A 23,293-nucleotide genomic window follows, 5' to 3' on the forward strand; every position below is an offset into this window, starting at 1 on the left:
TTAAATGTAACAACAAGGAAAACCAGCACGTGAGATGTGCAAATTGAGTCTTCCTTGACGTTTGGCTAATTTATAAATAGCGCTAAATTGTATTCTCTAAACTTTTTCTTATTACTTCACTTCGTTCGACTAATTTTTCCGCGGTTCTATACATTTTGCGTTTCATTAGTTGACTTGCCATAGAAATATATTTGCTCGCAATTTCATCTTTAATTAATAAGATTGGCTCAAAGGTCTCTGGGAAAATCTCAGCTTGTTTAGAAAATGCTTCATCGAACTCCATTAGCTCTTTATAGTCTTCTATTTCAGCTAAACGAGTTTTAAAGCCTTCTAGTTTTTCATGATAAAAAATAAGCGCATCTTCAGAAGGGTAGCTTGCTGATTGGCCGTTACTTACTTTATTGTTGTAGTTAATAAGCGCAGTCATTGCTGACTCTTTCTTCCTAAGTGCAATAAGCAGAGGTTGAAGGTTATCAGCATTTTTAAATGCGAGCTCACCAACATTTAACAGTGTTTTTTGCATCGCGAAGTCGTCGTTTTCAATCGCATCCATTACAGCTAATTTATAAACATTTTCGTACTCTTCGCTTGGCTTATATTGGTAATTTAGGTCAATAATTGAAAGCTGCTTAATTAAGTTTTCAATACTATTTTCGCCACCTTCATCATATCTACCTTGTGCAAGCAGCACATCTAAGCGGTAGCTTAAATCTGAGATAATAGATTGTCTTTCTGTTAGTAGACTATCAAGCTTGCTAGCTAATAATTGTGAATCTGGGTAATACACCCGTGCCTCATTATAAATGTCTATCGCTTTATCATAGTCTTTTGTATTAAGTGACGTGCGAGCTAAGTTGTCGACTCGTTGCTCAAACCTACCAACAATTTTGTTTTGATGAACTTTTAAAAGACCTTCTTTTAAAACATTATATTGTGGAGGTATTTCATCTAATCGTTGAGGTAACTCATCGCCGCCCCAAGTCATCCATGCCTCTAGCTGTTCAACTTTAGCAACTGAGTTCTTGAAGTTAGCATCCAATGTTGTTTGCTGCTCTTTAACCGAGTTGATGTAGAAAAAGCTACCAGCAATAATAATGAAATAACATGCAACATGCGCAAGTAAAGGAACTCTGCTTTTAGTTAGTTCATTATTTAGTTCGGCTAAAGAATCAGCTCTTTTGGCTTCATCAAGTTGTAAGCATCTTTTTAATTTTGCCCAGAGAAAGGCTGAACAATTGCTTGGTTTTTTAACTGTGGTGTCTTTGCTAACTGTGTTAGAGGCTTTTCTGTTATAAGGATGTTTGCTTGTTAAAAGCTCGTACGCGATACAGCCTAAAGAGAAAATATCGTCTTTCTTAGTGGCTTCTTTACCATTTAGCTGTGCAGGACTTGCATAGGTCGGGGTGTAACCAGTACTGGTTGGTTTGTCATCATTTAGGCTAGGTGCTGCATATAGATCTTCATGGCTATGGGTTTTTGCAATCCCAAAATCTAAAATCTTTAGATTGCCCTGAGAGTCAAACATAACATTAGATGGTTTAAGGTCATTGTGAATGATCCCTTTTGCATGCGCGTATGACAATGCATCAATAAGCTGTTTTAAAATAGGCTTAGCACGCTTTTGAGTGAGTCCATTAGGTTTATTTCTTTTTATTAGCTGTTCTAATGTTTCACCTTCAACCCACTCCATAACAACAAAGTGGTGTGATTCATCTGAAGACGCAGAGAATACTTTTACAATATTTGGATGAGATAAAGAACGAGTTTTGACTGTTTCGTCTTTTAGAAGCGAAATGGCTTCCTCTGAGTCACAAAGCTCCTCATGTAAAACTTTTATCGCTACAAAGTTATCTTGATGGGTGCTTGTTTCTAAGTGAATGTCGCGGGCACGGTATATGTGGCCCATACCACCTTCGCCTATTAACTCTTCAATTAGATATCGTTGGGCTAACTTCTTACCAATAAGATGAAGTTTATTTGAATTTTGGCTTTTGCCTTTAGTTTCAATTGAAGCAATGCGTGTTTTATCGTTATCGGTCGTCATTTAAATTCCTTTTTTGAAATCAACATTCCTGTTTGATTGGTGTGTATTTTACAAAAAACAAAATAATAAGCAATCATTCAGCTAGTATAAATAAACAAGGAACTATGTTGTTTAACTATTTTTGAGTTATTTTTATTAGATAGAACGCCTATTGTTTAGTTTTATGAAATAATTAAATTGGTTTTTTGTATATTAGACAGCGTTGACTTTGGTTAACGAAGTATTTTATTCTATTAGAATGTTTAGATTTATGGGACTAACAATCAAATGGAAGTGGTTTTAAATGTTACCAGCTATCATAGACTTTCACCTGAGATTGAGGCTACAAAAACAGTAGAACAGGAATTAACTTTTGGCCGCTCTGATCAATGTGATTGGCATCTACCTGATCCTGAAAAGGTCATCTCTGGTCAACACGGTAAAGTTGTCAAAGAAGCAGATGGCTTCTACGTTTATGATTACTCTACGAATGGTTTATTTATCAACTATTCTGTTTCACCGCTGGGTAAGGAAAATAAACATTTGCTATCGGATGGTGACGTACTATCCATTGGGGATTTTCAAATTGAAGCTAAGTTGTCTAATCAGCTTCAAAAGCAAAGCTCACATCAATCAGCTGCTGCCTTTAGTCAGCCCAATCCGTCAGTAGAGAACTATAACCAGAATAATGACGTGGCTAATTCTTCGTTAAATAATGAATTTACTAATGGCATGGATGAAGCGATGATTGCGCCTTCTTTCCAGCAACCGCAAGCACCTATTTCAGAGCCTGTTAACAGTAGCCCATTAAGCCAACCAATCCCTGAAGACTGGGATGAAATAGCGTTTATGGGTTCAAGTAACGAAGTAGCAAGTGAAAGTAGTCAACATTTGGCTAGTCCACCTATTACTGAACCGCCTGTGCAAGTTCAACAAAAGCCAGCTCAGCCTCGCGCTACTCAACCTGCTAAAGCACCTAAACCTGTTACTGGCAATGGTGATTCGCCTTTAGTTGCTGCTTTTTTAGAGGGCTTGGGAGTGAATAGTGAACTTGCGAATGAATTAAACGATGAACGTGTTTGGGCACAAATGGGCGAGAGCTTGAGACACTTTTTAGTTGGCTCTATGGATTTAATTCGCCAACGTTCATTACTGAAAAATCAACTCAAGTTGAATCACACGACATTTCAGGTTGAACAAAATAACCCTTTGAAATTCTCTGCTACGCTTGACGATGCTATTCAAAACTTATTTATTCGTAAAAGTTCAAGCTACTTACAGGCAAATAAAGCCGTTCAAGAGAGCTTTATCGACACCAAAGCTCATGAAAAAGGGCTGTTAGCAGGTGCCACCGGCGCGCTTTCTGGTGCATTAGAGCAATTATCTCCTGATGGTATCAAGCAGCAAGTGCGTAACAAAGAGAGTATTTTAAATTACTTACCAACTTATTCTGACTCATCGAGTTGGGATATATATCAAAAATTACACGCTGAAATTATTGAAGATGTTGAAACAAAAGGTGTATTAGCATTATCTGAAGAATTTTTGCGAGCTTACAATAATCACAGTAAAGCGTGATATAAGGGAATAAAAGCATGTTAAAGTCCAAACTTACTTTTGCTGGAGCTCTATTAGTTTTTTTAGTTGGCTGCTCAACGGTTAATAAATTTGTACCACCGTCAACTGATCTAAATATTAATGTTGCCGCTGACGTAAACCCTGATATTTCAGGACGTCCTTCTCCTGTAGTTTTAAAAGTGTTTGAACTTAGTTCGCGAACTATTTTTGATACGCAAGACTTTTTTAGTCTTTATGATACACCAGAAGAAATTTTAGGACCTGACCTCCTAAAGAAGGATGAGTTAGAGTTACAGCCAGGGTCTAAGCTCGAGTATAAAATGAGCTTAAATAGAAACACACGATTCATTGGTGTTGTATTGGCGTACAGAGATATTGAAAAAGCACGTTGGCGTTCAGTTATTGAAGTAGATCCAACAGGTTATGACGATATCGATGTGAATGTAGAGTCGCTAGCGACTTACATGAGATGATTAAAAGGAATTAAAATGAGTGATTACACGCGGGTCGCATGGACAGAGGGCATGTTTTTAAGGCCCCAACATTTCCAGCAAGCAGACAAGCATACCTTCAGCACGATTAGGAAAATTATAGAAGCGAATGTTGCTGACTCGTGGGGCGTTGTTGATATCGATATTGACACAGGCTTATTGGTAACAGGGCAGTTCGCTGTTGATAGTCTAACGGCTGTTACCTCTGATTTGTGTCCAATCAACATGCCAAGTAATGAGCAGTTGCCTGCTCCGCTTGTGGTGCCAAAAAATACCTACAATGAAATTGTATGTTTAGCTGTTCCAGCATTGAAAAGCAGTGGTATAAATTTAGCGACTGAAGAAGATGAGCTAGTTACACGATATCGAATTGCCGATTTATCGATTAGTGATGATAACTTAGGCTCTCAAGCGCAAGAAGTTATCCAGGTGGCACAGCTTCATAGCAAACTAATGTTAATGTCTGATGATACAGCCGGTTATGTAACATTGCCCCTTGCGCGTATTAGTGAAGTAACGAACGAGGGGGCGATTAAGCTTGACTCTAAATACGTTCCGCCATGCTTGCAAGTTACTCATTGTAAACCGTTAATTGGACTTGTAAGAGAGATTGGCAGTTTGATAAAACAGCGCGCTGAAAGTATCTCTGGAAGATTATGTCAAGGGTATGCTGGCAGTGCGTCTGTGGCTGACTTCATCATGCTTCAAACACTTAACAAATACGACGCTGTTTTTGAAAGCTTATTAAGTCATTCTCACGTTCATCCAAGAGCATTTTACACGCGCTTAATTGAGATGGCTGGCGAACTTGCGACATTTAGTGCGGCCAATAAGCGTGTGCCCGTCTTGCCTAAGTATGATCATGCAAATTTACAGTTCGTCTTTTCTGAGGTTGTAAGCTTCTTGTATCAATCTCTGAGTCAAGTTATTGAACAAACTGCAACCGAAATTAAGCTTGAACAAAGCAAGTTTGGTATTTCTTTTGGCGCCTTAAAAGATAAAAGTATTCTTGATTCGTCTCAGTTTGTGCTTGCAGTTAAAGCCAGTGTGCCGCATGAAGAATTACGTAAACTACTACCTTCACAAATTAAGATAGGTAGTGTGGAGACTATTCGTGACTTGGTAAATAACCAAATACCAGGGATTTCGATTAATAGTCTGCCAACAGCACCGCGTCAGGTTCCGTATCATGCGGGCTATCATTACTTTGAACTGAACAAACAAAGTGAACATTGGAATAAGCTAAAATCAAGCGGTGGGATTGCAATTCACTTGTCCGGTAACTATCCGGATCTTAACTTGGTTTTATGGGCTATTAGAAGCTAACAGAGGGAAGTTTCAATGGATGAAACAATAATTAAACCACGTCCAGGCCGTTTGAGCCGAGGCATGGAGGATGCAAATACTTCAAAATCGCATTCAGATAAAACAGTCGTATCACTGAGCCAATCTGAAAGTGGAAGTGCGCCTTTAAATAATATTTCAATATTCAAAAATGGCTTGCTTGAAGCCGCTAATGACTGTTTTTCTTTAGTGATTTTCATCAACCAATCTTCGGAAGTTGAAAATTTAGCGGCCTTGAAGCACCGAGCCATTGAGTCGATTAAACGTTTTGAAAGTACTTTGCGTGCCAAATCTATCGATTTGTCAGTGATAAATAATGCCCGCTATTGTTTGTGTGCTGCACTGGATGAAGCTGCGTTAAATGCTAAGTGGAGCTCACTGGAGTGGGCAGAAGAAAGTTTACTATCAACATTCCACAAAGAGACGTTTGGCGGAGAATACTTTTTCACTCTGCTAGATGATGCCTTGCTACACCCTGAAGCAAACAAAGAATTTTTAGAACTACAGTACCACTGTTTAAATTTAGGTTTTAAAGGTAAGTATCGGGTTGATACCGGCGGCGATAGTAAGATAGATGATTATCGAAATCGCGTATATCACATTTTAAATCAACTAGATGGACCTCAAAGTAAATACCTAACTCCGTCTTGGAAGAGCCGTGTTGCAGCCGGTATGGAGTTAAGAAACCAGATCCCACTTTGGGTCGTTGTATCTGTTTTGACCCTACTCACATTGGCCGTGTATTTATTTTTTAATATGCGTTTGAATGAAAAAGTGGCGACGACAACGGATAATTTAAATTTAGTACATCCTATTTCATCTTCACAAACCGAAGACACGAAAGATACACAGCTTGATCTACTAACGCAGTTAATGCACACCGAAATACAACGTGGTGTAGTTAGTATTGAGCGTCAATCGGATCGAATTAGAATTACCATTAATAACGAAAGCCTCTTTAATGTTGGTGAAGCGTCGTTACGTCCTTCATTCCAACCAATATTAGAAAAGCTTGCGCTGAGCCTTGAGGGCACAAAAGGTAAAATTTTAATAACAGGTCACACTGATGACAGTCCAATAAGTACCAACCAGTACCCCTCAAATTGGCATCTGTCATTAGCAAGAGCAACGCAAGTTGCAAACTCTATGGCCAAAAATACAGGCTTAATGGGTAGGTTATGGCCAGAAGGAAGAGGTTCTGCGGAGCCCTTGGTGAGTAATGCCGATTCAAATCAGAAAGCATTGAATCGCAGAATTGAAATCGACTTACTTTTTTAATGGAGTTGCAATGAGTTTTATTCAAAAGTGCAAGCGTGCTATGTACGCGCTTACCTCTCGTAAAGTTATGATTGTAATTGGCTTTATAGCGCTCTTCTTATTGATCTGGTTTGGCGGTCCATTGATCTCTATTGCTGATTACACTCCTTTGGCAAGTGTTGCGGCACGCGCGATCCTGATACTCGCTATTCTATTAATTTATACCTTAACCAAGCTATTGCACCTAAGAAAGCAAAATAAACGCAACGAAAGCATGGCCGAAGAACTAATTGAGGTTGATGAAGGTGCTGGTGATGAAATCCAAGAGGAGATCAAAACATTAAAAGCACGTATGGTTGAGGCGATTGAATTACTTAAGAATGCCAAGTTATTCAATGGGCGAAACATCTACCAACTGCCTTGGTATATCATGATTGGCCCTCCAGGTGCCGGTAAAACAAATATCATCAATAACTCAGGTCTTGATTTTCCATTAAAAGATAAGCTTGGCACTGATTTAGTGCATGGTGTTGGCGGAACGCGAAACTGTGATTGGTGGTTCACCAACAAGGCCGTGATTATTGACACAGCAGGGCGCTATACTACACAAAATAGTCATGCTCTACATGATGCGAAAGCGTGGCAAGGATTTTTAGGCTTATTAAGAAAGTACCGCCCGAAAAGACCCATCAATGGTGTGGTTATTAGTATGGGCATCTCTGAATTAATGAACCAAACAAAAACAGAGAGAAACTTACACGCACGCGCCATTAAACAGCGCTTACAAGAGCTACAAAGTCAACTTGGAATGACATTCCCCGTGTATGTTATTTTATCAAAAGTTGACCTAATTGAAGGGTTTAGAGAATTCTTTTGTGAACTCAGCGATGAAGAGTGTGAGCAGGTTTGGGGTGTTACCTTCGAACTTGATGCTAACTCTGACAATCAAATGGATGCATTTAATAAAGAGTTTCACGCGCTTATCTCTAATTTAACAACATTACTTAATCGACGTTTGATCAATGAACATGATCTAACGAATAGATCGAAGATCTTTGAGTTTCCTAAACAGCTTCGTGTTTTACAAAATGTAGGTTACTCATTCTTAAAAGAAATTTTCACACCTAATGCATACGAAAGTCTGCCAATATTCCGCGGTGTTTATTTAACAAGTTCGACTCAAGAAGGCGTACCTTCAAACCTGTTAAACGAGCAAAGTTCGGTAAAGAAAGATTATATCAATCAGACAAGAAGTTTCTTTATTAAACGCTTATTAGAAAAAGTCATTTTTCCTGAGCAAAACTTAGCAAGCACTAACAAACACCATGAAAAGCAGAACAAGTGGCTACGTATATCTTGCTTGGCCGTAACGAGTGTCGTTTTATTAGGCTTGAGTATTTCATGGTATGTGAGCTTTTCGTGGAATAATGAGCTTATCGGTAAAACCGATAATGCGCTCAGTGAGTATCAAGCTCTTGATCAAAATACGGTCGATAAAGCGAATTTAATTGTGCTAAATCAGCGCTTTAATATGCTTAAAAATTTCCCTGTTAATCAGTTAGAAGCCGATGATTTTGAAGCGTATGGCTTTAGTAAAGTAGAACCTCTTACAGAGGCTTCACAGAAAGCATATATACGTTCATTAAAAACATACTTAGAGCCTTACTTATTAAATGCGCTGACCTCTGAGATGACAGAGCAGGCTGATTATTTAAGTTATCTCTACGAAACCTTACGTTGTTATTTAATGTTCTTTGAACCTGAGCATTACAATAATGAAGATGTGCTTGCTTGGTTTAGTGCATATTACGAGAGAAACTTACCAGGTGATGTTAATTTCCAAACGCGTGCTGAATTATTTGAGCACACAAAAGCATTGCTAGAGCATGGTTTCTCTGAATCAGAAATTGATCATCAAGCCGTACGATTAGCGCGAGCGGAGTTAACTAAATTACCTATTGCTGAACGTGCTTATCAAAGGTTACAAGCTGACTTTATCGACAGCAGCATTCCGCCTTTCAAATTAACTGACATCATCAGCTATGAAAGTGCGAAACAGTTTAGCTTCCAAAACTCAGAATCAATCATGAAAAGTATTCCAGGCCTTTACACCTATAATGGCTATCATGGCATCTTCAATGTCGAGAAAAGTAAGATGTTGGGTAATTTGATGGCAAGTAGCTGGGTTTATGGTGAAGAAGCGTCAGGGACCTATGATATTTCGAAAGCAGATATAGAGAAAAAGCTTGAACAGAAATATTTCCAAGATTACATCTATTATTGGCGCTCGTTTATTAATGAGCTTACGCTAAATGAGTTTAACTCGCCTAATGAAGGCGTCAGAGTTACTGATGTGTTAGCGGGTCCAGAAACCCCAATAAAAAATATCATTACCACAGTACAAAAGAATGTGCGTTTAACTAAGCTACCTATCTCAGAAAATCAAAAAGCAGCCGGTAAGGTTGCGGCGAACGCTGCTGAAGTTGCAATGCATACTAAGGCTAATAGACTTAAGCGCTATTTGCCAAATGAAGCACCACAATTTGATATAAAGCTTCCAGGTTATCAGGTTGAAGAAGCTTTTAGTGATATTTTAGAAATTGATGAGCAGCAACTTGAACAGATTCAAGCAAGTTTAAGAGAGTTAAATATTTATTTAAATCAACTTGATAGAGGCGGGTTACTAAAATCATCTGTAAAAAATCAATTAAGTGGTAAGAGTAAGCCTGAGTTCCTTAGTCAATTAGAGTTCCAGAGTAAAGGGTTACCTTATCCTGCGAACAACTGGTTATTGAATATCAGTCAAGATACATCAAATATCACCAGAAGCAGTGCAAATCGTCACTTGAATGAAATATGGAAAAGTACTGTATTACGCGAGTACAACGATGCAATTGTCGGTCGTTATCCGTTTGTTTCAACTTCATCTAAAGAGGTAAATCTTAAAGATTTCTCAGACTTTTTTGGCCCAGATGGCACAATCGATAGCTTTTTTAATACTTATATTGCACCAAGTGTCGACACCAGTAAGAGCCCTTGGCGATTCGAAAAGAATATCGGTGTAAGCAAGTCAGCATTAGAAATGTTTGAAAAAGCCGCCAAAATTCGCGAAGTATTTTTTGATGGTAACAGCAAAACTCCGCGCATTGAATTTGGTTTAAAACCATTAAAGTTAGATCAAACAGTTTCCAGTTTCATGCTAGAAATAGATGGCCAATCAATGATTTATCGTCATGGTCCACCTAAAGTTAAAAGCATCGTTTGGCCTGGTGATGTCGCTCAAAATAAAACGCGTATTGTGTTTACTCCACCATATGGAGGACGCACTATTAATGCCAGCTACGAAGGTGAATGGTCTTTGTATCGTATGCTAGATGACTTACAGGCGAAAAGAGCACAGACAGAAAAGGATTTGCAGCTGCAATTTTCATTGCAAGGAAATAATGCGACGGTTGAGTTACTGCCGAAATCGATTAGACATCCATTCTGGAACGCAAGTATAGAGAGTTTTTCATGTCCGACCAGGCTTTAAAGTTAGGCTACTTGGGTAAGGTCCCCTTTCTGGGCGACTTTGTCCAAGATGGCATTTGTCAGCAATTTAGTGAGCATTGGGAACATTGGTTACAAGCTGCTATTGCTGTAAGCAAAGAGCAGCTCGGTTCACAGTGGCAGGAGCGATACTTGACCAGTCCTGTATGGCATTTTGCATTATGTGAAAATGTTGTCACTGAGGATAGAAAAGTAGGCACATTACTGCCGAGTGTTGATGCCGTTGGCAGACATTACCCGTTTACCGTCGTGATAGACACGCAGCAGTTACCAATGAAGGCTTTACATTCAAACTTGCTTTCATTGGAGTACGAAGATGCGGTGCTATCAGTGCTTGAAGAGAGCGTTGACTTAAGTGTGTGGCGTAAAAAAGTGCTGGGTACATTACAAAATACGCCTGTGGTGAAAAAACGTTTTAGTAAGCATACTTCACCAGATGAGAATAAATCAGCGATAGCTTTTGAGTTTCAAGGGGTTGAGCTTGGCGACGAATCATTAGAAGACGTTTTACATAGCTTACTCACAAGTAAGTATGGCGATTACAGTGTTTGGTGGACACATGGTTCGATAAACATTAAACCAGTGGTATTTATTACTGCTGGATTACCGCCTGTTAATCAGGTTGCAGCAATGCTAGATGGCCGATGGCAGCATTGGGAGTGGAATTATACTCAGGTAAGAGAGCGTGAATAAAAATTATACAAGTTATGCGGTGTCTCATCGAGGTGCAGTAAGGCAGTTAAACGAAGATGCTTATGTTGAGCTAAATAAGTTTAATATTTGGGTTGTCGCTGATGGTATGGGTGGCCATGAGGCGGGTGATTTTGCAAGCCAAATGGTTGTTGATGTTATTAAGAATGAAGTTGAATCATTACCAGCTTCTTCCATATCAACAATCATCCTTATTAACGCGATAAAAAAAGCAAACCAAAAGTTGTTTGAGTACAGCACTGACTACCTATCGAATAAAACCGCAGGGAGCACTGTCACTGTTTTGCTTTTGAAGGATGACAAATACTATGTACTTTGGGTGGGTGATAGTCGCATTTATCTATACCGTAACGGCGGCTTATCACAAGTCTCTCGGGACCACAGTCAAGTCAATGACCTTATCGATGAGGGTGTTTTATCTGAAGCAGAAGCAAGGCATCACCCTTTAGCGAATGTGATAACACGTGCTGTAGGTGTGCAAGATGAAGTTGATGTTGATTTTAAAGAAGGTGATTTGCGCAGCGAAGACATTTTTTTGCTCTGTTCGGATGGCTTAACTGGAGAATTGAACGACTCGGAGATAAGTCTTGCGTTAGAACCAAAAAATATTATTGATTCTGGCATGGCACTAATTCACTCTTCGCTTGTGCGTGGCGCAAAAGATAATGTGACATTTATTTTAGTGAAGAATGAAGGGGTTAACTCTTGTGCTAATCAAAAGTTAACGCTTGATGATTTGACTATCCCGATGTTGTCAAGAAAGTAAGTTTTGTTATTTTTATTAACTCCATCATAAATATGGTTTTATTATTTATTTTGGTTGTTATAATTGAAATTGTGTATTTATAAGAGCGATGTTCTCTTGTAATCTTAAATAAGAAATGTAATATACCATATCGTTTCTTTTTTAGGTGTAAAATGGAAGGTAATAAAGGCAATGGAATGTTCACACTTGAAGAATATATAGCCCCCATCTCAGAAGAGCATTTTGCGGGTATTGAACCTCGCTCAGATGTGTCTCCAACATCAACGTATTATTCTCTGAAAGATTTAAGAAATCAGTTGCGTGCAGCTGAGCGCTTAGCGCTGGTTGATGATGAAGGAATTGCATCTATAGCACGTGATTGGTTGCCATTACTTGACCAATGTAGCAATGCGTTAAAAACCGAAAGTAAAGATATTGAATACTTAGCTTGGTTTATTGAAGCAATGTGTAGAGTACACGGTTTCAAAGGCTTAGCCTTTGCTTTTCGTGCCGCGCATGAGCTAATCGAAAATCATTTCGATGAATTATACCCATTACTGGATGAAGACGACGAGATATCCGATAAAGTCTCTGCATTAATAGGTTTAAATGGTGTCGCGAGTGAAGGTGCGCTAATTATCCCTATTAAAAGTATTCCACTGACAGAAAGCCATAACTATGAACCATTTACTTTCTGGGAATATCAACAAGCTTATGACACCTCTAGGTTAAGTGACGAAAAACGTGAAAAGAAAATAGCGCAAGGTGCTATTGATTTTGATGTCATCGAAAAAGGCGCCCAAGAAACGCCCGTTGAGTATTTTGTTGATTTAAAGAATGGCATTGAAAATGCGCTGACAGAGTTTTTACAACTGAGTGCATCACTTGATAAAGCAACAAACCAATCACAGCCAACTTCTTATATTAAACAAGCGCTTGAACAATGCTTAAATGCTGTACTTCATCTTGGTGCAGATAAACTGTCTGCGCTTGAACAGCAAGTTTTAGAAGAACAACAAGATATTGCTGAGGAAGATGAGTCTCAAGAGTCATCTTCTGCGAGCACCAGCAAAAGTGATAATGGTGCAATCACCAGCCGTGAAGGCGCAATTAAAAAATTACAAGAAATAGCTCTCTACTTTAGAAAGACAGAACCACATTCACCTATGTCTTATACCATTGAGCAAGTTATTCGATGGAGCGAATTGTCGTTACCAGAGCTATTAAATGAATTAATAACCGATAGTGATGCTAGGACTGGATACTTTAAGCTGTCTGGCATCAAAGTTAGCGAAACAGAAACCGAGTAAAAGGAGTTTTGAATGAGTATCCACGACAAATTAAAACGTGTTCGTAAACCACGAGTCCACATTACCTATGATGTAGAAACTGAAGGCGCAGTTGTAAAAAAAGAACTCCCTTTTGTTGTTGGTGTAATGGGTGATTTTTCTGGCCACAATAAAGAAGTATTAAAGCCATTAAAAGACAGACGATTTATTCAAATTGACCGTGACAATTTCAATGATGTTTTAAAGAAAATGAGCCCTTCGCTACAGTTAAATGTAGACAACACTTTAACGGATGATGGCTCACAATTCAGTGTTGATCTGAACTTTAAAACGATTGATGACTTTGAGCCTGCGGCTGTTGTTAACCAAGTTGAACCACTACGTAACCTAATGGAAACACGCAACAAGTTACGTGACTTAATGACAAAGATTGACCGCTCTGAAGAGTTAGAGAATGTGTTAGAAGAAGTACTGAGCAACACAGCGAGTCTTGACTCTATTGCGAAGGAATTAAAAGTTGAGGAGTCTGAAAAATGAGCACCGAAACGTTAGCACAAGATGTAGAAAATACAGCAACAACTGAGTCGGCGTCGTTATTAACGCAAGCGATTGGCGCAACAAAACAAACTGATGCAAGCAGAGCTGAAGAGTTATTACGTACGCTAACTGAAGAAGCATTGAAGGGCACTGTGCAATGGAATAAAAACATGACAGTGACGTTTAATGAAGCCATTCAGCTGATTGATCAAAAAATATCAAAACAGCTCAGCGTCATTATGCACCACGAAGACTTCCAAAAACTTGAAGGTTCATGGCGTGGTCTAAGTCACTTAGTGATGAACTCAGAGACCAGCTCAACGCTTAAAATACGCGTGCTTAACATGAAGAAAAAAGAACTTCATAAAGATTTAAGTAAAGCGGTTGAGTTTGACCAAAGCCAGACATTTAAAAAGATTTATGAATCAGAGTTTGGTACACCAGGTGGTGAACCTTACGGCACGATTGTTGGTGACTTTGAATTCACAAATCACCCAGAAGATGTTGAAACATTAAGCTTAATGTCTAATGTTGCAGCAGCTGGTTTCTGTCCGTTTATTTCTGCGTCATCACCTTCTTTATTCGGTTTTGACAGCTGGGAAGAGCTAACAAAGCCGAGAGATCTAGAAAAAGTATTTGAGTCACTTGAATACACTAAATGGCGCTCGTTCAGAGACAGCGATGATTCTCGCTTTGTATCGCTTACTATGCCACGCTTCTTATCTCGTTTACCTTACGGTGCGGCGTCTAAGCCAGTAGAAGAGTTTAACTTTGAAGAGTTCACTGTTGATCCGATTGATGGCCGTTCTGTTAATACTGATAATGGTGATTACTGTTGGAGTAATGCGGCATACGCAATGGCGACCAACATGACAAAAGCGTTCTCTCAGTATGGCTTCTGTACAGCTATCCGCGGAGCGGAAGGTGGCGGTAAAGTTGAAGGCTTGCCAACCCATATTTTCACAAGTGATGATGGTGATCCGGATCTTAAATGTCCAACTGAAATCGGTATTACTGACCGTCGTGAAGCAGAGCTAAGCAAACTTGGTTTCTTACCGCTTTGTCATTATAAGAATACTGATTATGCGGTATTCTTTGGTGGCCAATCTTGTCAGAAGCCACAAGTTTACTCAACGCCAGATGCAACAGCAAATGCTGCAATTTCAGCACGTCTACCATACTTGATGGCAACATCTCGTTTTGCTCATTACTTAAAAGTAATGGCACGCGATAAAATTGGTAGCTTCATGGAAGCAGAAGACGTTGAGTCTTGGTTAAACCGTTGGATCCTGTCATACGTGAATGCGACTGAGGGTGGTGGTCAAGATATCCGTGCGCGTTATCCATTAGCGGATGCAAAAGTATCTGTAAAAGAAATACCAGGTCAACCTGGTGCGTACAACGCAGTTGCGTGGTTACGCCCATGGTTGCAAATGGAAGAGCTAACTTCGTCACTAAGATTAGTAGCGAAGATCCCTGAGATTGGCTAATACCTATGTGCATTAAGGATGATGCAAAATGAACTCTGAAGAGTTTTCATTCATAGAATCAGATGCTGTATTGAATCGCAATACAGCATCTAATATTTGTGATAACAGTGCTTTATTGGAACGTTTTCTCAATGAGAAAGACACCTATAAGGCACTGTTGCTATGGCTTGAAGGCTCATCAGATTCACCATTAATATGGAACAAAGAATCAGTTGGTTCATATTTACAACATACCATTGTCAAAATAGATGCACTTATATCTAAGCAATTAGATCAAATTTTACATCACCCACAATTACAACGCTTAGAAGCAAGTTGGCGTAATTTGTGGTGGTTAGTAGGACAAACCGAACTTCACGACAAAGAAAAAAAAGTGAAGTTGCGTGTACTTAATTGCGATTGGATTACGCTATCTCGTGATGTAAATAAAGCGATCGACTTTGATCAAAGTAGTTTCTTTCAACTTATTTATCAAAATGAATTTGACCGCCCAGGTGGAGAGCCATTTGGTGTGCTTATTGGTGATTATGAAATTACCAATGGATATACAAAAGGGACGATTTATAACGACATAGATACGTTAAAAGAAATATCTAAAGTAGCCGCTGCCTCTTTTTCACCTTTTATAAGTTCAGCTTCGGCAAACTTATTCGGTGCCGATAGTTTTGCTGATCTTGGCTATTACTTCGATTTGTATAATCAATTCGAACAAGTTGAATATGTTAAATGGCGAAGTTTTCGGCAGATGGAAGATTCACGCTTTGTAGGGCTTGTTTTACCCCATGTGCTGGCGCGTGCCCCTTATAAAAATGATGGCACTCGCAACCAAGATTTTGCTTATCAAGAGCGAATAACCAGCCCTGAAACCGAAATGCTTTGGGGCAATGCAGCTTATCAGTTTGTATTAACGCTTGTTCGTGCTTACTCAGAAAGTGGCTGGTTTGGTCAAATTCGTGGCATTGAGCCAGGTAAGGTTTCCAAAGGCATCGTTACAGGGCTTACAAAAAACTATTATTCGACAGATGTTTACAGAAAAGAAGCGAAACCACCGCTGGATTTAATTGTAACGAGTAAATTAGAAAAGCAATTTTCAGAGCTGGGTTTTATCCCTGCATCATCTGTGACGAATACTGAGCACTTAGTTTTTTATAGTAATGCTTCGGTGCAACAGGCTAAGTACTATGACAGTGAAGTTTCAACAGTCAATGCGCGCCTGTCATCCATGCTGCAATATATTTTATGTGTGTCACGGTTTGCCCATTATTTAAAATTACTTGCCCGCGACCGTGTTGGCTCGTACAGCACAGCACAAGCATGTGAGCAAGGGTTGCAATCGTGGGTGAATAATTACACTACGGCGTCTGACTCCGCGTCGGAGCATATTCGTAGTAAATACCCTCTTGCGAATGCAAAAGTGAGAGTGACCGAAAATAAATCGAGGCCAGGGCATTATTTTTCAGTTTTGCAACTACAGCCGCATTTTCAACTTGATCAAATGATATCGAGTATCAAATTAGTGACTGAGCTCAGTCCTCACCACCAAATAAAGGAATAAAAATGAGAGAGATCCATGCACTCATCAGAAACGGAAAATTAACAGAAGCACTTGAGTATTGTGCTGAAAAATTAAAAGATGATCCGCTTAATTTTGATATCAGAAGTGCCTACACGGAATTGTTATGTGTAAATGGTGAATTAGAAAAGGCAGATAAACAGCTTGATTTTATGGTAACCAAGTCACCAGAGTTTGCTGTAGGCGCTGTTAATTTAAGACACCTGATTAGAGCAGAGCAGGCAAGACAAGACTTTTACGCGGGTAAAGCTGCCCCCAAGTTATTTCATGATGCAAATGAGCTAGATGAAGCTTTTCTTGAAATGCACATCAACTTACTAGCTAACGATATTGATAAAGCAACTGAAATTGCAGCGCAAGTTGAGCAGCTTCGTACTAACACAGTTGAAGATCAACAAGCTGCCATCCGTGACCTAGATGATTCGATTAATCCGTATTTAGAGATACTTGGAACGAACGGTGAGTTTTATTTAGCTCGCTTTGATGAAATTGAAAAGCTTGAGTTCGAACCTGTTGATTCAATTGTTGAACAAATTTGGTTGCGCGCTGAAGTTATCATCAAAAATGGCCCAAGTGGTACAGCTCATATCCCTCTCGTTTACCCGTATTCTGAAACGGAGCTTGAGAAGCTAGGGCAAGTGACTGAATGGCAAGAATTAAGCGAAAACTTGATTCAAGGTAAAGGAATGAAAATGTTTTATGCAAATGATGAAGCCATTCTTATTTCTGACCTTGGTCGTTTCATCGCTTAACGAGTGTTCGCATAATCATGATTGAAAGCAAACAGTCGCTCAAAGCTTCGATTCTAGACCGTTTAATTGACGATGAACCTGAAATTCAGGAGTCGCCACAAAGAACGGATGGAATTAGTCTATCTCAGTTAAAAAATTCAGTGCGACGAGATATGGAAGCTTTGCTTAATGCTCGTATTCAATGGCATACATGGCCTAGTCAGTATACTGAGCTTGCGACATCTTGCTTATCTTATGGGCTCCCCGACTTTTCGAGTATGTCTGTGAGCTCTCATGAAGGGCGACTCGTGTTGTGCGAAAAAGTACGCGATGCCATTTTACGATTTGAGCCGCGTTTCATTGAAGTTGAAGTGTTAGTTGACGAAGAGTTGCCAATTAATCGTGTGTTAAACCTAAGAATAAATGCATTGTTATATGCCGATCCTGAGCCTGAGTTTATTAGTTTTAACTCTGAGGTTGAGCCGGTTAGCCTTGGCATGAAAATTTTCGAGTCTTCACTATGAATGATGAATTATTAAAATATTATAACCGTGAGTTGGCGTATGTTCGCCACTTAGGTAAAGACTTTGCTGAGAAATACCCAAAGGTTGCTGGAAGACTAAAACTCAGTGATGAAACGATTGAAGATCCTCATGTTTCAAGGTTGGTTGAATCATTTGCGTTTTTGACAGCTAACATCAGACAAAAGCTTGATGATAGTTTTCCTGAACTTACGGATGCACTATTAGGTCAGCTTTATCCTGATTACCAAGCACCTATCCCTTCATTGTCTGTTATTAAGCTTGAGTCAGAAAATTTATCGACAACAGGCATCGTCATACCGAGAGGAAGTGAAGTCGAAACCAATGTTGAAAACATGAAGCAGTGTAAGTTTAAAAGCTGCTTTGACACCAACCTCTGGCCAGTTGAAATCACGGCGGCTCAATTTGATAATAGTCCGTTTATTGCACCAAAACCAACTTGGAATGAGCCTGCAAAAGCCATTTTCAAAGTACAGCTCACAGGTGAGTATGAAGGAGTACCGCTGCATGAGACTGAGCTTAATAATCTAAAAGTATTTATACATGGGCAGTGGCATTTTTCATTAAAAGTGTACGAATTATTATTCAAACACTGTATTGGTATTGCCGTTGATAATGGCGATGAAGGTGTTCACTATCTGTCAAATGAGCATTTAAAGCCTGTTGGTTTTGAGCACGATGAGGCTGTAGTGCCTTATTCATTACGCTCTTCATCTGGCTTTAGGTTATTGGTTGAACACTTTATTTTTCCTGAAAAGTTTAAATTTTTCGAATTACAAAATATTCGCCATGTGTTGCCGCGTGATTCAAACACAACGACCTTGTATTTTTATTTAGACACAGAGTCTACAGAGTTAGAAAAACAAGTTGATAAAGACATGTTCTTATTGGGATGCACACCCATTATTAATATGTTTGAACAAGAAATTGAGCCGATCAGACCTGAGCTAAGTGAGTACGAGTACAAGCTTGCACCACGTTATATCGATTCTGAAATATCTGAAATCATAAGCATTGAAGAAGTCGTGGCATTTGACCATAAGGGTAATAAACAAATCGTTACGCCTTTTTATGGGCAAACACACCCTAAATATCAAGAACATAAAGATCTATTTTGGCATACACGCCGTGAAACCGCTTTATGGGCTGGCGGCTATGCAGAGGCGGGGACAGAAACCTATTTATCTTTGGTTAATGGTGGCTTTGAAAATAGTGCCCAAGAGCTGAGTGAAGGTAATAGTGTGTTAACCGTGCGCGCTCAATGCAGTAACCGAAATCTGCCAGCAAGCTTACCGTTTGGTGATGATGAGCTTGGTTTGTCTATGCCAAAACGGGGTGATGTAATTAAAAAAATTAGGTGTTTAGTGGCACCTACTCACGCAGTCAGACCAGTATTAGGAAGTAGCACGCGTTGGCAGCTAATTAATCACCTCACCATTGATTCATTTAGCGGTGAAAACGCAGTCGATAAGTTGAAAGAAACACTTAGATTATATGATTTCAAAGCAACGCCACAATCAAAAGGCATGATCGATAATATCTACAATGTAAAAATTGAGCCTGCAACGGCGCGTGTAGTGCAAAATGGTCGAGTGGCGTTTGCATCTGGCACAGATATCGAAATTACCTTTGCAAATGATGACTTCTCGGGCAGTGGTGTATTCTTTTTTGCATCTGTTTTAGATTGTTTTTTCTCACAATTTGCTTCAATTAATAGCTTCACCCGTTTGAGTTTAAAACTCAAAGAGCAAGATCGAGTTTACCATCAATGGCCTGCTCGGGTTGGTTCTGGGGTTTTACTATGATTGATAAGTTACTGCACAGTGCAACTCAAACTGATTTTTATAAAGCGGTGTTCATTATTGAATCACAGTTACAAGAATCTGCGCAGCAGTATCGTAAGGTTGGCTATGATAGTCATCCTAAGCTAGAACTTATTCGTTTTTCGGCCACTCAAAAGTTTGGTTTTGCCGGTAATGTGATCACAAATCTAAAGTCATCAGGAACATACGAAGGCGCCACAAAATTTAATATGGAAGTCTCATTTATGGGAATGACGGGATGCTCTGGTGCGTTGCCTCATTTTTATAGTGAGTTGGTGATGCAAAGGTTGCGCTTTAAAGACACAACCATGCGTGATTTCTATGACATGTTTAATCATCGTTTAGTTTCTTTATATTATCGTGCTTGGAAGAAGTATAAGCCCACACTTAACTTTGCCAATAAAGAGCATGATCAACATACAAAGATCTTATCTTTGCTAAGCGGTGGTCGTGCCCCGCATCAGTTGTATTTTGGTGGCTTATTTAGCCGAAGAGCACGTAATGCTGCTGATTTGCGAAATATTCTCGCTTTCTATCTCGATTGTGATGTTGAAATCGCGCAGTTTGTTGGCCAGTGGCAACCATTAAAACAAAGCGAACAAACACAAATAACCAGTACGGGTTTTAATGCAAAGCATGCGCGTTTAGGTGTTGATGCAATGGCAGGAAAGCAAGTATGGGATATTTCTACAAAAGTGAAAGTGATTGTTAAACCAAAAGATGCAAAGCAAACAACGCGTCTTTTGCCGCGCAGAGATTTATACGATCTGGCACACAAAATAACGAAAGATTTTCTCGGTAATCAAGTTCAACATGAGCTGGTTATTAAGTCGAATTTTTATGAATTAGATGCAACACAACTAAAAGAAGAGCGTTTTCAATTAGGCTGTAATAGCTTTCTTTTACCGCAAAGTGGTGTTCGTAAGGGAAACGTCACTGAGTTGTCGTTTAAAGGATAAATAAATACAAGGAAATATTATGTCTACCATGACACTAAATAAACTAGTTGAAAAGCTAAGTCCTGAATGTAAAAAAAGTCTTGAGCTAGCTGTTGCTATTTGTAATAGCCGCAGCCATTTTACTGTTGAACTAGAGCATTGGATTTTAGCATTGCTTGAACAGCAAGTTGATGACCTTAGACTCATTTTAAGTGCTTACGATATTGATGAAGATAAACTGAAGCACGACTTAAATAAGTCACTTGAATCGCATAAAACAGGGTGTAACTCATCACCTAGTTTATCAATTCATGTAACAAGCTTATTGAAACAAACTTGGCTAAGTACAAGTATTGAGTTTACAGACACACAAATACGCAGTGCCTACATTATTTATACGCTAGTGAAAGACGATACGTTAGCAAGCGTTGTCAGCCGTTGTAGTAAAGAGTTCAATAAAATAGATGCAGGGCAACTTTTACATGCTTGGCCAGAACTGGTTACTAAGTCGAATGAGGTAAACCCTGCTTCACAGACACAACAAGATGCGCCGGTAAATGTGTCATCGAAAACACCTAATCTGGATCAGTTTACAGTTGATTTAACGGCGCAAGCTAAAGCAGGCAAGATTGATCCTATCTTAGGTCGCGATTTTGAAATCCGCCAAATGGTCGATATTCTTACCCGCCGCAGGCAAAATAACCCAATTTTAACGGGCGAAGCTGGGGTAGGTAAAACTGCGGTAGTTGAAGGTTTAGCACTGCGTATAGCGCAAGGAAGTGTTCCTGAAGTATTAAAAAATGTAAAAATACATACTTTAGATCTTGCGCTATTACAAGCTGGCGCAGGTATGAAAGGTGAGTTTGAAAATCGCTTAAAGTCACTTATTTCAGAAATTAAAAATGCCCCTTACCCAGTTATCCTTTTCATTGATGAAGCACACACTATGATCGGCAGCGGTGGCCAAGCGGGTCAAAATGATGCGGCAAATTTATTAAAGCCTGCACTAGCGCGTGGTGAGTTAAGAACGATTGCTGCAACAACATGGGCTGAGTATAAGAAGTTTTTCGAAAAAGATGCTGCATTAGCAAGACGTTTCCAAGTCGTTAAGGTGGAAGAACCAACACCAGAAAAAGCCATTGCTATGTTACGTGGCTTAGTGCCAGTGATGGAAAAACACCATAATGTATTTATTTCTGAGCAAGCATTAGAAAGCGCTGTTAACTTATCTCACCGTTATATCATTGGCAGACAACTGCCAGATAAAGCGGTTGGGTTACTGGATACTGCATGCGCGCGCGTTGCTATGAGCCAAGCATCTAAACCTAACTCGATCGAAAAGCTAGAAAACGAGCAGTCAGAAATTAAATCTCAAATTGCTATGTTAAGCCGTGAACAGCGTACAGGCCTTGATCACAGCGAGATACTTGCAACACTAAACGAAAAAAGTGAGCAAATCTCTCAGCAGCTTGAACCTCTAAAAGAGCAATTTGAGAGTGAAATGTCATTAATTAAAGACGTAAAAGAAGTACTTACTGCGCTTAACGATGATGACAATGACAACGCTGAGGAAATTCAGAAACTGCAGCAGTATAAAGAGAACCTTGCACAATTTGATTCGAATATGGTGCATTGGCAAGTAGATGATGAATTAATTGCCCAAGTTATTTCTGATTGGACTGGTATTCCTGTAGGTAAAATGCATGAAGATGAAGTTATCAGTGTTTTAAAACTTGCTGATACCATGAAACAACGTGTTGTAGGCCAAGACCATGCGCTCGATCTAATTGCAAAAGTTGTGCAAACATCGAAAGCACACTTAGCCGATGAAAGCCGCCCTAATGGTATCTTTATGTTGGCAGGCCCAAGTGGGGTAGGTAAAACAGAAACTGCGCTTTCTTTAGCGAACGAAGTGTATGGTAGTGAAGAAAATATCACCATCATTAATATGTCTGAGTATAAAGAAGAGCATAAAGTGTCGCTGTTGCTTGGCTCTCCTCCTGGTTATGTTGGCTACGGTGAGGGCGGTGTATTAACAGAAGCTATTCGTCGTAAACCTTATAGCGTAATTTTGTTAGATGAAATAGAAAAAGCACACCCAGGTGTTCACGATATTTTCTATCAAGTATTTGATAAAGGTACAATAAAAGATGGTGAAGGTAGAGATATCGACTTCAAAAATACCATCATAATCATGACTTCAAACGTGGGTACCGACACCACAATGAGCTTATTTGAGGACGAGGAGACTGCACCAAGCATTGCCGGTCTGCAAAAAGCATTACAAAATGATTTGTTAGATGTGTTTAAAGCAGCATTTCTTGGTCGCATAAATGTTATTCCTTACATTCCATTAAGTAAGAGCACTCTTGCAGATATAGCAAGACTGCAATTGAATAAAATATGTAAGCGAGTTAAGAATAATTATAATTCTGAGCTTGTATACTCTGATTGCGTTATTGATTATATAGTTAGTAATTGCAATGACTCTGGTTCGGGTGCTAGGAATATACATACATTGTTGCAAAATAATGTATTGCCACTTTTATCGAAGAGATTACTTGATAACATAGTTTCAGGTGAGCAGTTAAATGAGATATCATTATTTATTAATGATGGTAACTTTGATTTTAAAGTAAGTTAATTATTAATCATAAGTTTTCTTGTTTCTT

At 39.2% G+C, this 23,293-nt stretch carries 17 protein-coding genes; 16 read left to right on the plus strand and 1 reads right to left on the minus strand.

Translation table 11 applies throughout. The features are described 5' to 3' along the window. Positions 1 to 82 precede the first annotated feature (82 nt). Positions 83 to 2,044: a serine/threonine-protein kinase gene (locus LY624_RS20630; RefSeq protein WP_341804550.1), complete on the minus strand. Its 1,962-nt coding sequence runs from the start codon at positions 2,042 to 2,044 to the stop codon at positions 83 to 85. Between the two features lie 267 nt (positions 2,045 to 2,311). Between LY624_RS20630 and tagH the strand changes: the two genes are divergently transcribed. From tagH to tssH, 16 genes are all read left to right on the plus strand, one after another. Continuing rightward, positions 2,312 to 3,601: a type VI secretion system-associated FHA domain protein TagH gene (tagH, locus tag LY624_RS20635; protein ID WP_341804551.1), complete on the plus strand. Its 1,290-nt coding sequence runs from the start codon at positions 2,312 to 2,314 to the stop codon at positions 3,599 to 3,601. A 17-nt stretch (positions 3,602 to 3,618) separates the two neighbouring features. Next, positions 3,619 to 4,074 (plus strand): type VI secretion system lipoprotein TssJ, encoded by a 456-nt coding sequence (gene tssJ / locus LY624_RS20640; RefSeq protein ID WP_062567665.1) that lies wholly within the window; start codon positions 3,619 to 3,621, stop codon positions 4,072 to 4,074. Positions 4,075 to 4,089: 15 nt separating this feature from the next. After that, entirely contained in the window at positions 4,090 to 5,418 is a 1,329-nt protein-coding gene (tssK, locus tag LY624_RS20645) for a type VI secretion system baseplate subunit TssK (protein ID WP_130151812.1), read from the plus strand. A gap of 15 nt (positions 5,419 to 5,433) precedes the next feature. Beyond that, a complete protein-coding gene (gene tssL / locus LY624_RS20650) occupies positions 5,434 to 6,714 on the plus strand; it encodes a type VI secretion system protein TssL, long form (protein WP_130151811.1) in 1,281 nt (426 codons plus the stop codon). Positions 6,715 to 6,724: 10 nt separating this feature from the next. Next, positions 6,725 to 10,225, plus strand: coding sequence for a type VI secretion system membrane subunit TssM (gene tssM, locus LY624_RS20655; RefSeq protein ID WP_130151810.1), 3,501 nt, complete (start codon positions 6,725 to 6,727; stop codon positions 10,223 to 10,225). After that, positions 10,207 to 10,935 carry a type VI secretion system-associated protein TagF gene (gene tagF / locus LY624_RS20660; RefSeq protein ID WP_130151809.1) on the plus strand — a complete coding sequence of 243 codons (729 nt, stop codon included), beginning with the start codon at positions 10,207 to 10,209 and terminating at the stop codon, positions 10,933 to 10,935. The genes tssM and tagF overlap by 19 nt, the downstream gene beginning before the upstream one ends. Beyond that, positions 10,928 to 11,719 (plus strand): Stp1/IreP family PP2C-type Ser/Thr phosphatase, encoded by a 792-nt coding sequence (locus LY624_RS20665; RefSeq protein ID WP_130151808.1) that lies wholly within the window; start codon positions 10,928 to 10,930, stop codon positions 11,717 to 11,719. The genes tagF and LY624_RS20665 overlap by 8 nt, the downstream gene beginning before the upstream one ends. A gap of 176 nt (positions 11,720 to 11,895) precedes the next feature. After that, positions 11,896 to 13,008 (plus strand): type VI secretion system protein TssA, encoded by a 1,113-nt coding sequence (gene tssA / locus LY624_RS20670; protein ID WP_130152420.1) that lies wholly within the window; start codon positions 11,896 to 11,898, stop codon positions 13,006 to 13,008. Positions 13,009 to 13,020: 12 nt separating this feature from the next. Continuing rightward, the gene (gene tssB, locus LY624_RS20675; RefSeq protein WP_062567659.1) at positions 13,021 to 13,524 is read left to right on the plus strand and encodes a type VI secretion system contractile sheath small subunit; all 504 of its coding nucleotides are present in this window, start codon (positions 13,021 to 13,023) and stop codon (positions 13,522 to 13,524) included. Beyond that, a complete protein-coding gene (gene tssC / locus LY624_RS20680; RefSeq protein WP_062567658.1) occupies positions 13,521 to 15,014 on the plus strand; it encodes a type VI secretion system contractile sheath large subunit in 1,494 nt (497 codons plus the stop codon). Before tssB ends, tssC (LY624_RS20680) begins: the two co-directional genes overlap by 4 nt. 28 nt (positions 15,015 to 15,042) lie before the next feature. Then, complete coding sequence (tssC, locus tag LY624_RS20685) at positions 15,043 to 16,569, plus strand: type VI secretion system contractile sheath large subunit (protein ID WP_130151807.1); 1,527 nt, start codon at positions 15,043 to 15,045, stop codon at positions 16,567 to 16,569. Positions 16,570 to 16,571: 2 nt separating this feature from the next. Next, positions 16,572 to 17,339, plus strand: coding sequence for a type VI secretion system accessory protein TagJ (locus LY624_RS20690; protein ID WP_062567656.1), 768 nt, complete (start codon positions 16,572 to 16,574; stop codon positions 17,337 to 17,339). A gap of 17 nt (positions 17,340 to 17,356) precedes the next feature. After that, positions 17,357 to 17,842 (plus strand): type VI secretion system baseplate subunit TssE, encoded by a 486-nt coding sequence (gene tssE, locus LY624_RS20695; protein ID WP_062567655.1) that lies wholly within the window; start codon positions 17,357 to 17,359, stop codon positions 17,840 to 17,842. Next, positions 17,839 to 19,665, plus strand: coding sequence for a type VI secretion system baseplate subunit TssF (gene tssF / locus LY624_RS20700; protein WP_237119167.1), 1,827 nt, complete (start codon positions 17,839 to 17,841; stop codon positions 19,663 to 19,665). The genes tssE and tssF overlap by 4 nt, the downstream gene beginning before the upstream one ends. Continuing rightward, positions 19,662 to 20,642, plus strand: coding sequence for a type VI secretion system baseplate subunit TssG (gene tssG / locus LY624_RS20705; RefSeq protein WP_341804552.1), 981 nt, complete (start codon positions 19,662 to 19,664; stop codon positions 20,640 to 20,642). Before tssF ends, tssG begins: the two co-directional genes overlap by 4 nt. Before the next feature lie 19 nt (positions 20,643 to 20,661). Then, the gene (gene tssH, locus LY624_RS20710) at positions 20,662 to 23,265 is read left to right on the plus strand and encodes a type VI secretion system ATPase TssH (protein WP_341804553.1); all 2,604 of its coding nucleotides are present in this window, start codon (positions 20,662 to 20,664) and stop codon (positions 23,263 to 23,265) included. Positions 23,266 to 23,293 lie beyond the last annotated feature (28 nt).

Origin of the sequence: Pseudoalteromonas sp. N1230-9 (assembly GCF_032716425.1) — a bacterium.
Classification (GTDB): domain Bacteria; phylum Pseudomonadota; class Gammaproteobacteria; order Enterobacterales; family Alteromonadaceae; genus Pseudoalteromonas.

Excerpts from the sequence above, each read along its gene's own strand:
- tssJ (WP_062567665.1), top strand. The coding sequence starts at position 3,619 with ATGTTAAAGTCCAAACTTACTTTTGCTGGAGCTCTATTAGTTTTTTTA.
- tssA (WP_130152420.1), top strand. The coding sequence starts at position 11,896 with ATGTTCACACTTGAAGAATATATAGCCCCCATCTCAGAAGAGCATTTT.
- tagF (WP_130151809.1), top strand. The coding sequence starts at position 10,207 with ATGTCCGACCAGGCTTTAAAGTTAGGCTACTTGGGTAAGGTCCCCTTT.
- tagH (WP_341804551.1), top strand. The coding sequence starts at position 2,312 with ATGGAAGTGGTTTTAAATGTTACCAGCTATCATAGACTTTCACCTGAG.
- tssK (WP_130151812.1), top strand. The coding sequence starts at position 4,090 with ATGAGTGATTACACGCGGGTCGCATGGACAGAGGGCATGTTTTTAAGG.
- tssC (WP_130151807.1), top strand. The coding sequence starts at position 15,043 with ATGAACTCTGAAGAGTTTTCATTCATAGAATCAGATGCTGTATTGAAT.
- tssM (WP_130151810.1), top strand. The coding sequence starts at position 6,725 with ATGAGTTTTATTCAAAAGTGCAAGCGTGCTATGTACGCGCTTACCTCT.
- tssG (WP_341804552.1), top strand. The coding sequence starts at position 19,662 with ATGATTGATAAGTTACTGCACAGTGCAACTCAAACTGATTTTTATAAA.
- tssC (WP_062567658.1), top strand. The coding sequence starts at position 13,521 with ATGAGCACCGAAACGTTAGCACAAGATGTAGAAAATACAGCAACAACT.
- tssE (WP_062567655.1), top strand. The coding sequence starts at position 17,357 with ATGATTGAAAGCAAACAGTCGCTCAAAGCTTCGATTCTAGACCGTTTA.
- tssF (WP_237119167.1), top strand. The coding sequence starts at position 17,839 with ATGAATGATGAATTATTAAAATATTATAACCGTGAGTTGGCGTATGTT.
- tssH (WP_341804553.1), top strand. The coding sequence starts at position 20,662 with ATGTCTACCATGACACTAAATAAACTAGTTGAAAAGCTAAGTCCTGAA.
- tssB (WP_062567659.1), top strand. The coding sequence starts at position 13,021 with ATGAGTATCCACGACAAATTAAAACGTGTTCGTAAACCACGAGTCCAC.
- LY624_RS20690 (WP_062567656.1), top strand. The coding sequence starts at position 16,572 with ATGAGAGAGATCCATGCACTCATCAGAAACGGAAAATTAACAGAAGCA.
- LY624_RS20630 (WP_341804550.1), bottom strand. The coding sequence starts at position 2,044 with ATGACGACCGATAACGATAAAACACGCATTGCTTCAATTGAAACTAAA.
- tssL (WP_130151811.1), top strand. The coding sequence starts at position 5,434 with ATGGATGAAACAATAATTAAACCACGTCCAGGCCGTTTGAGCCGAGGC.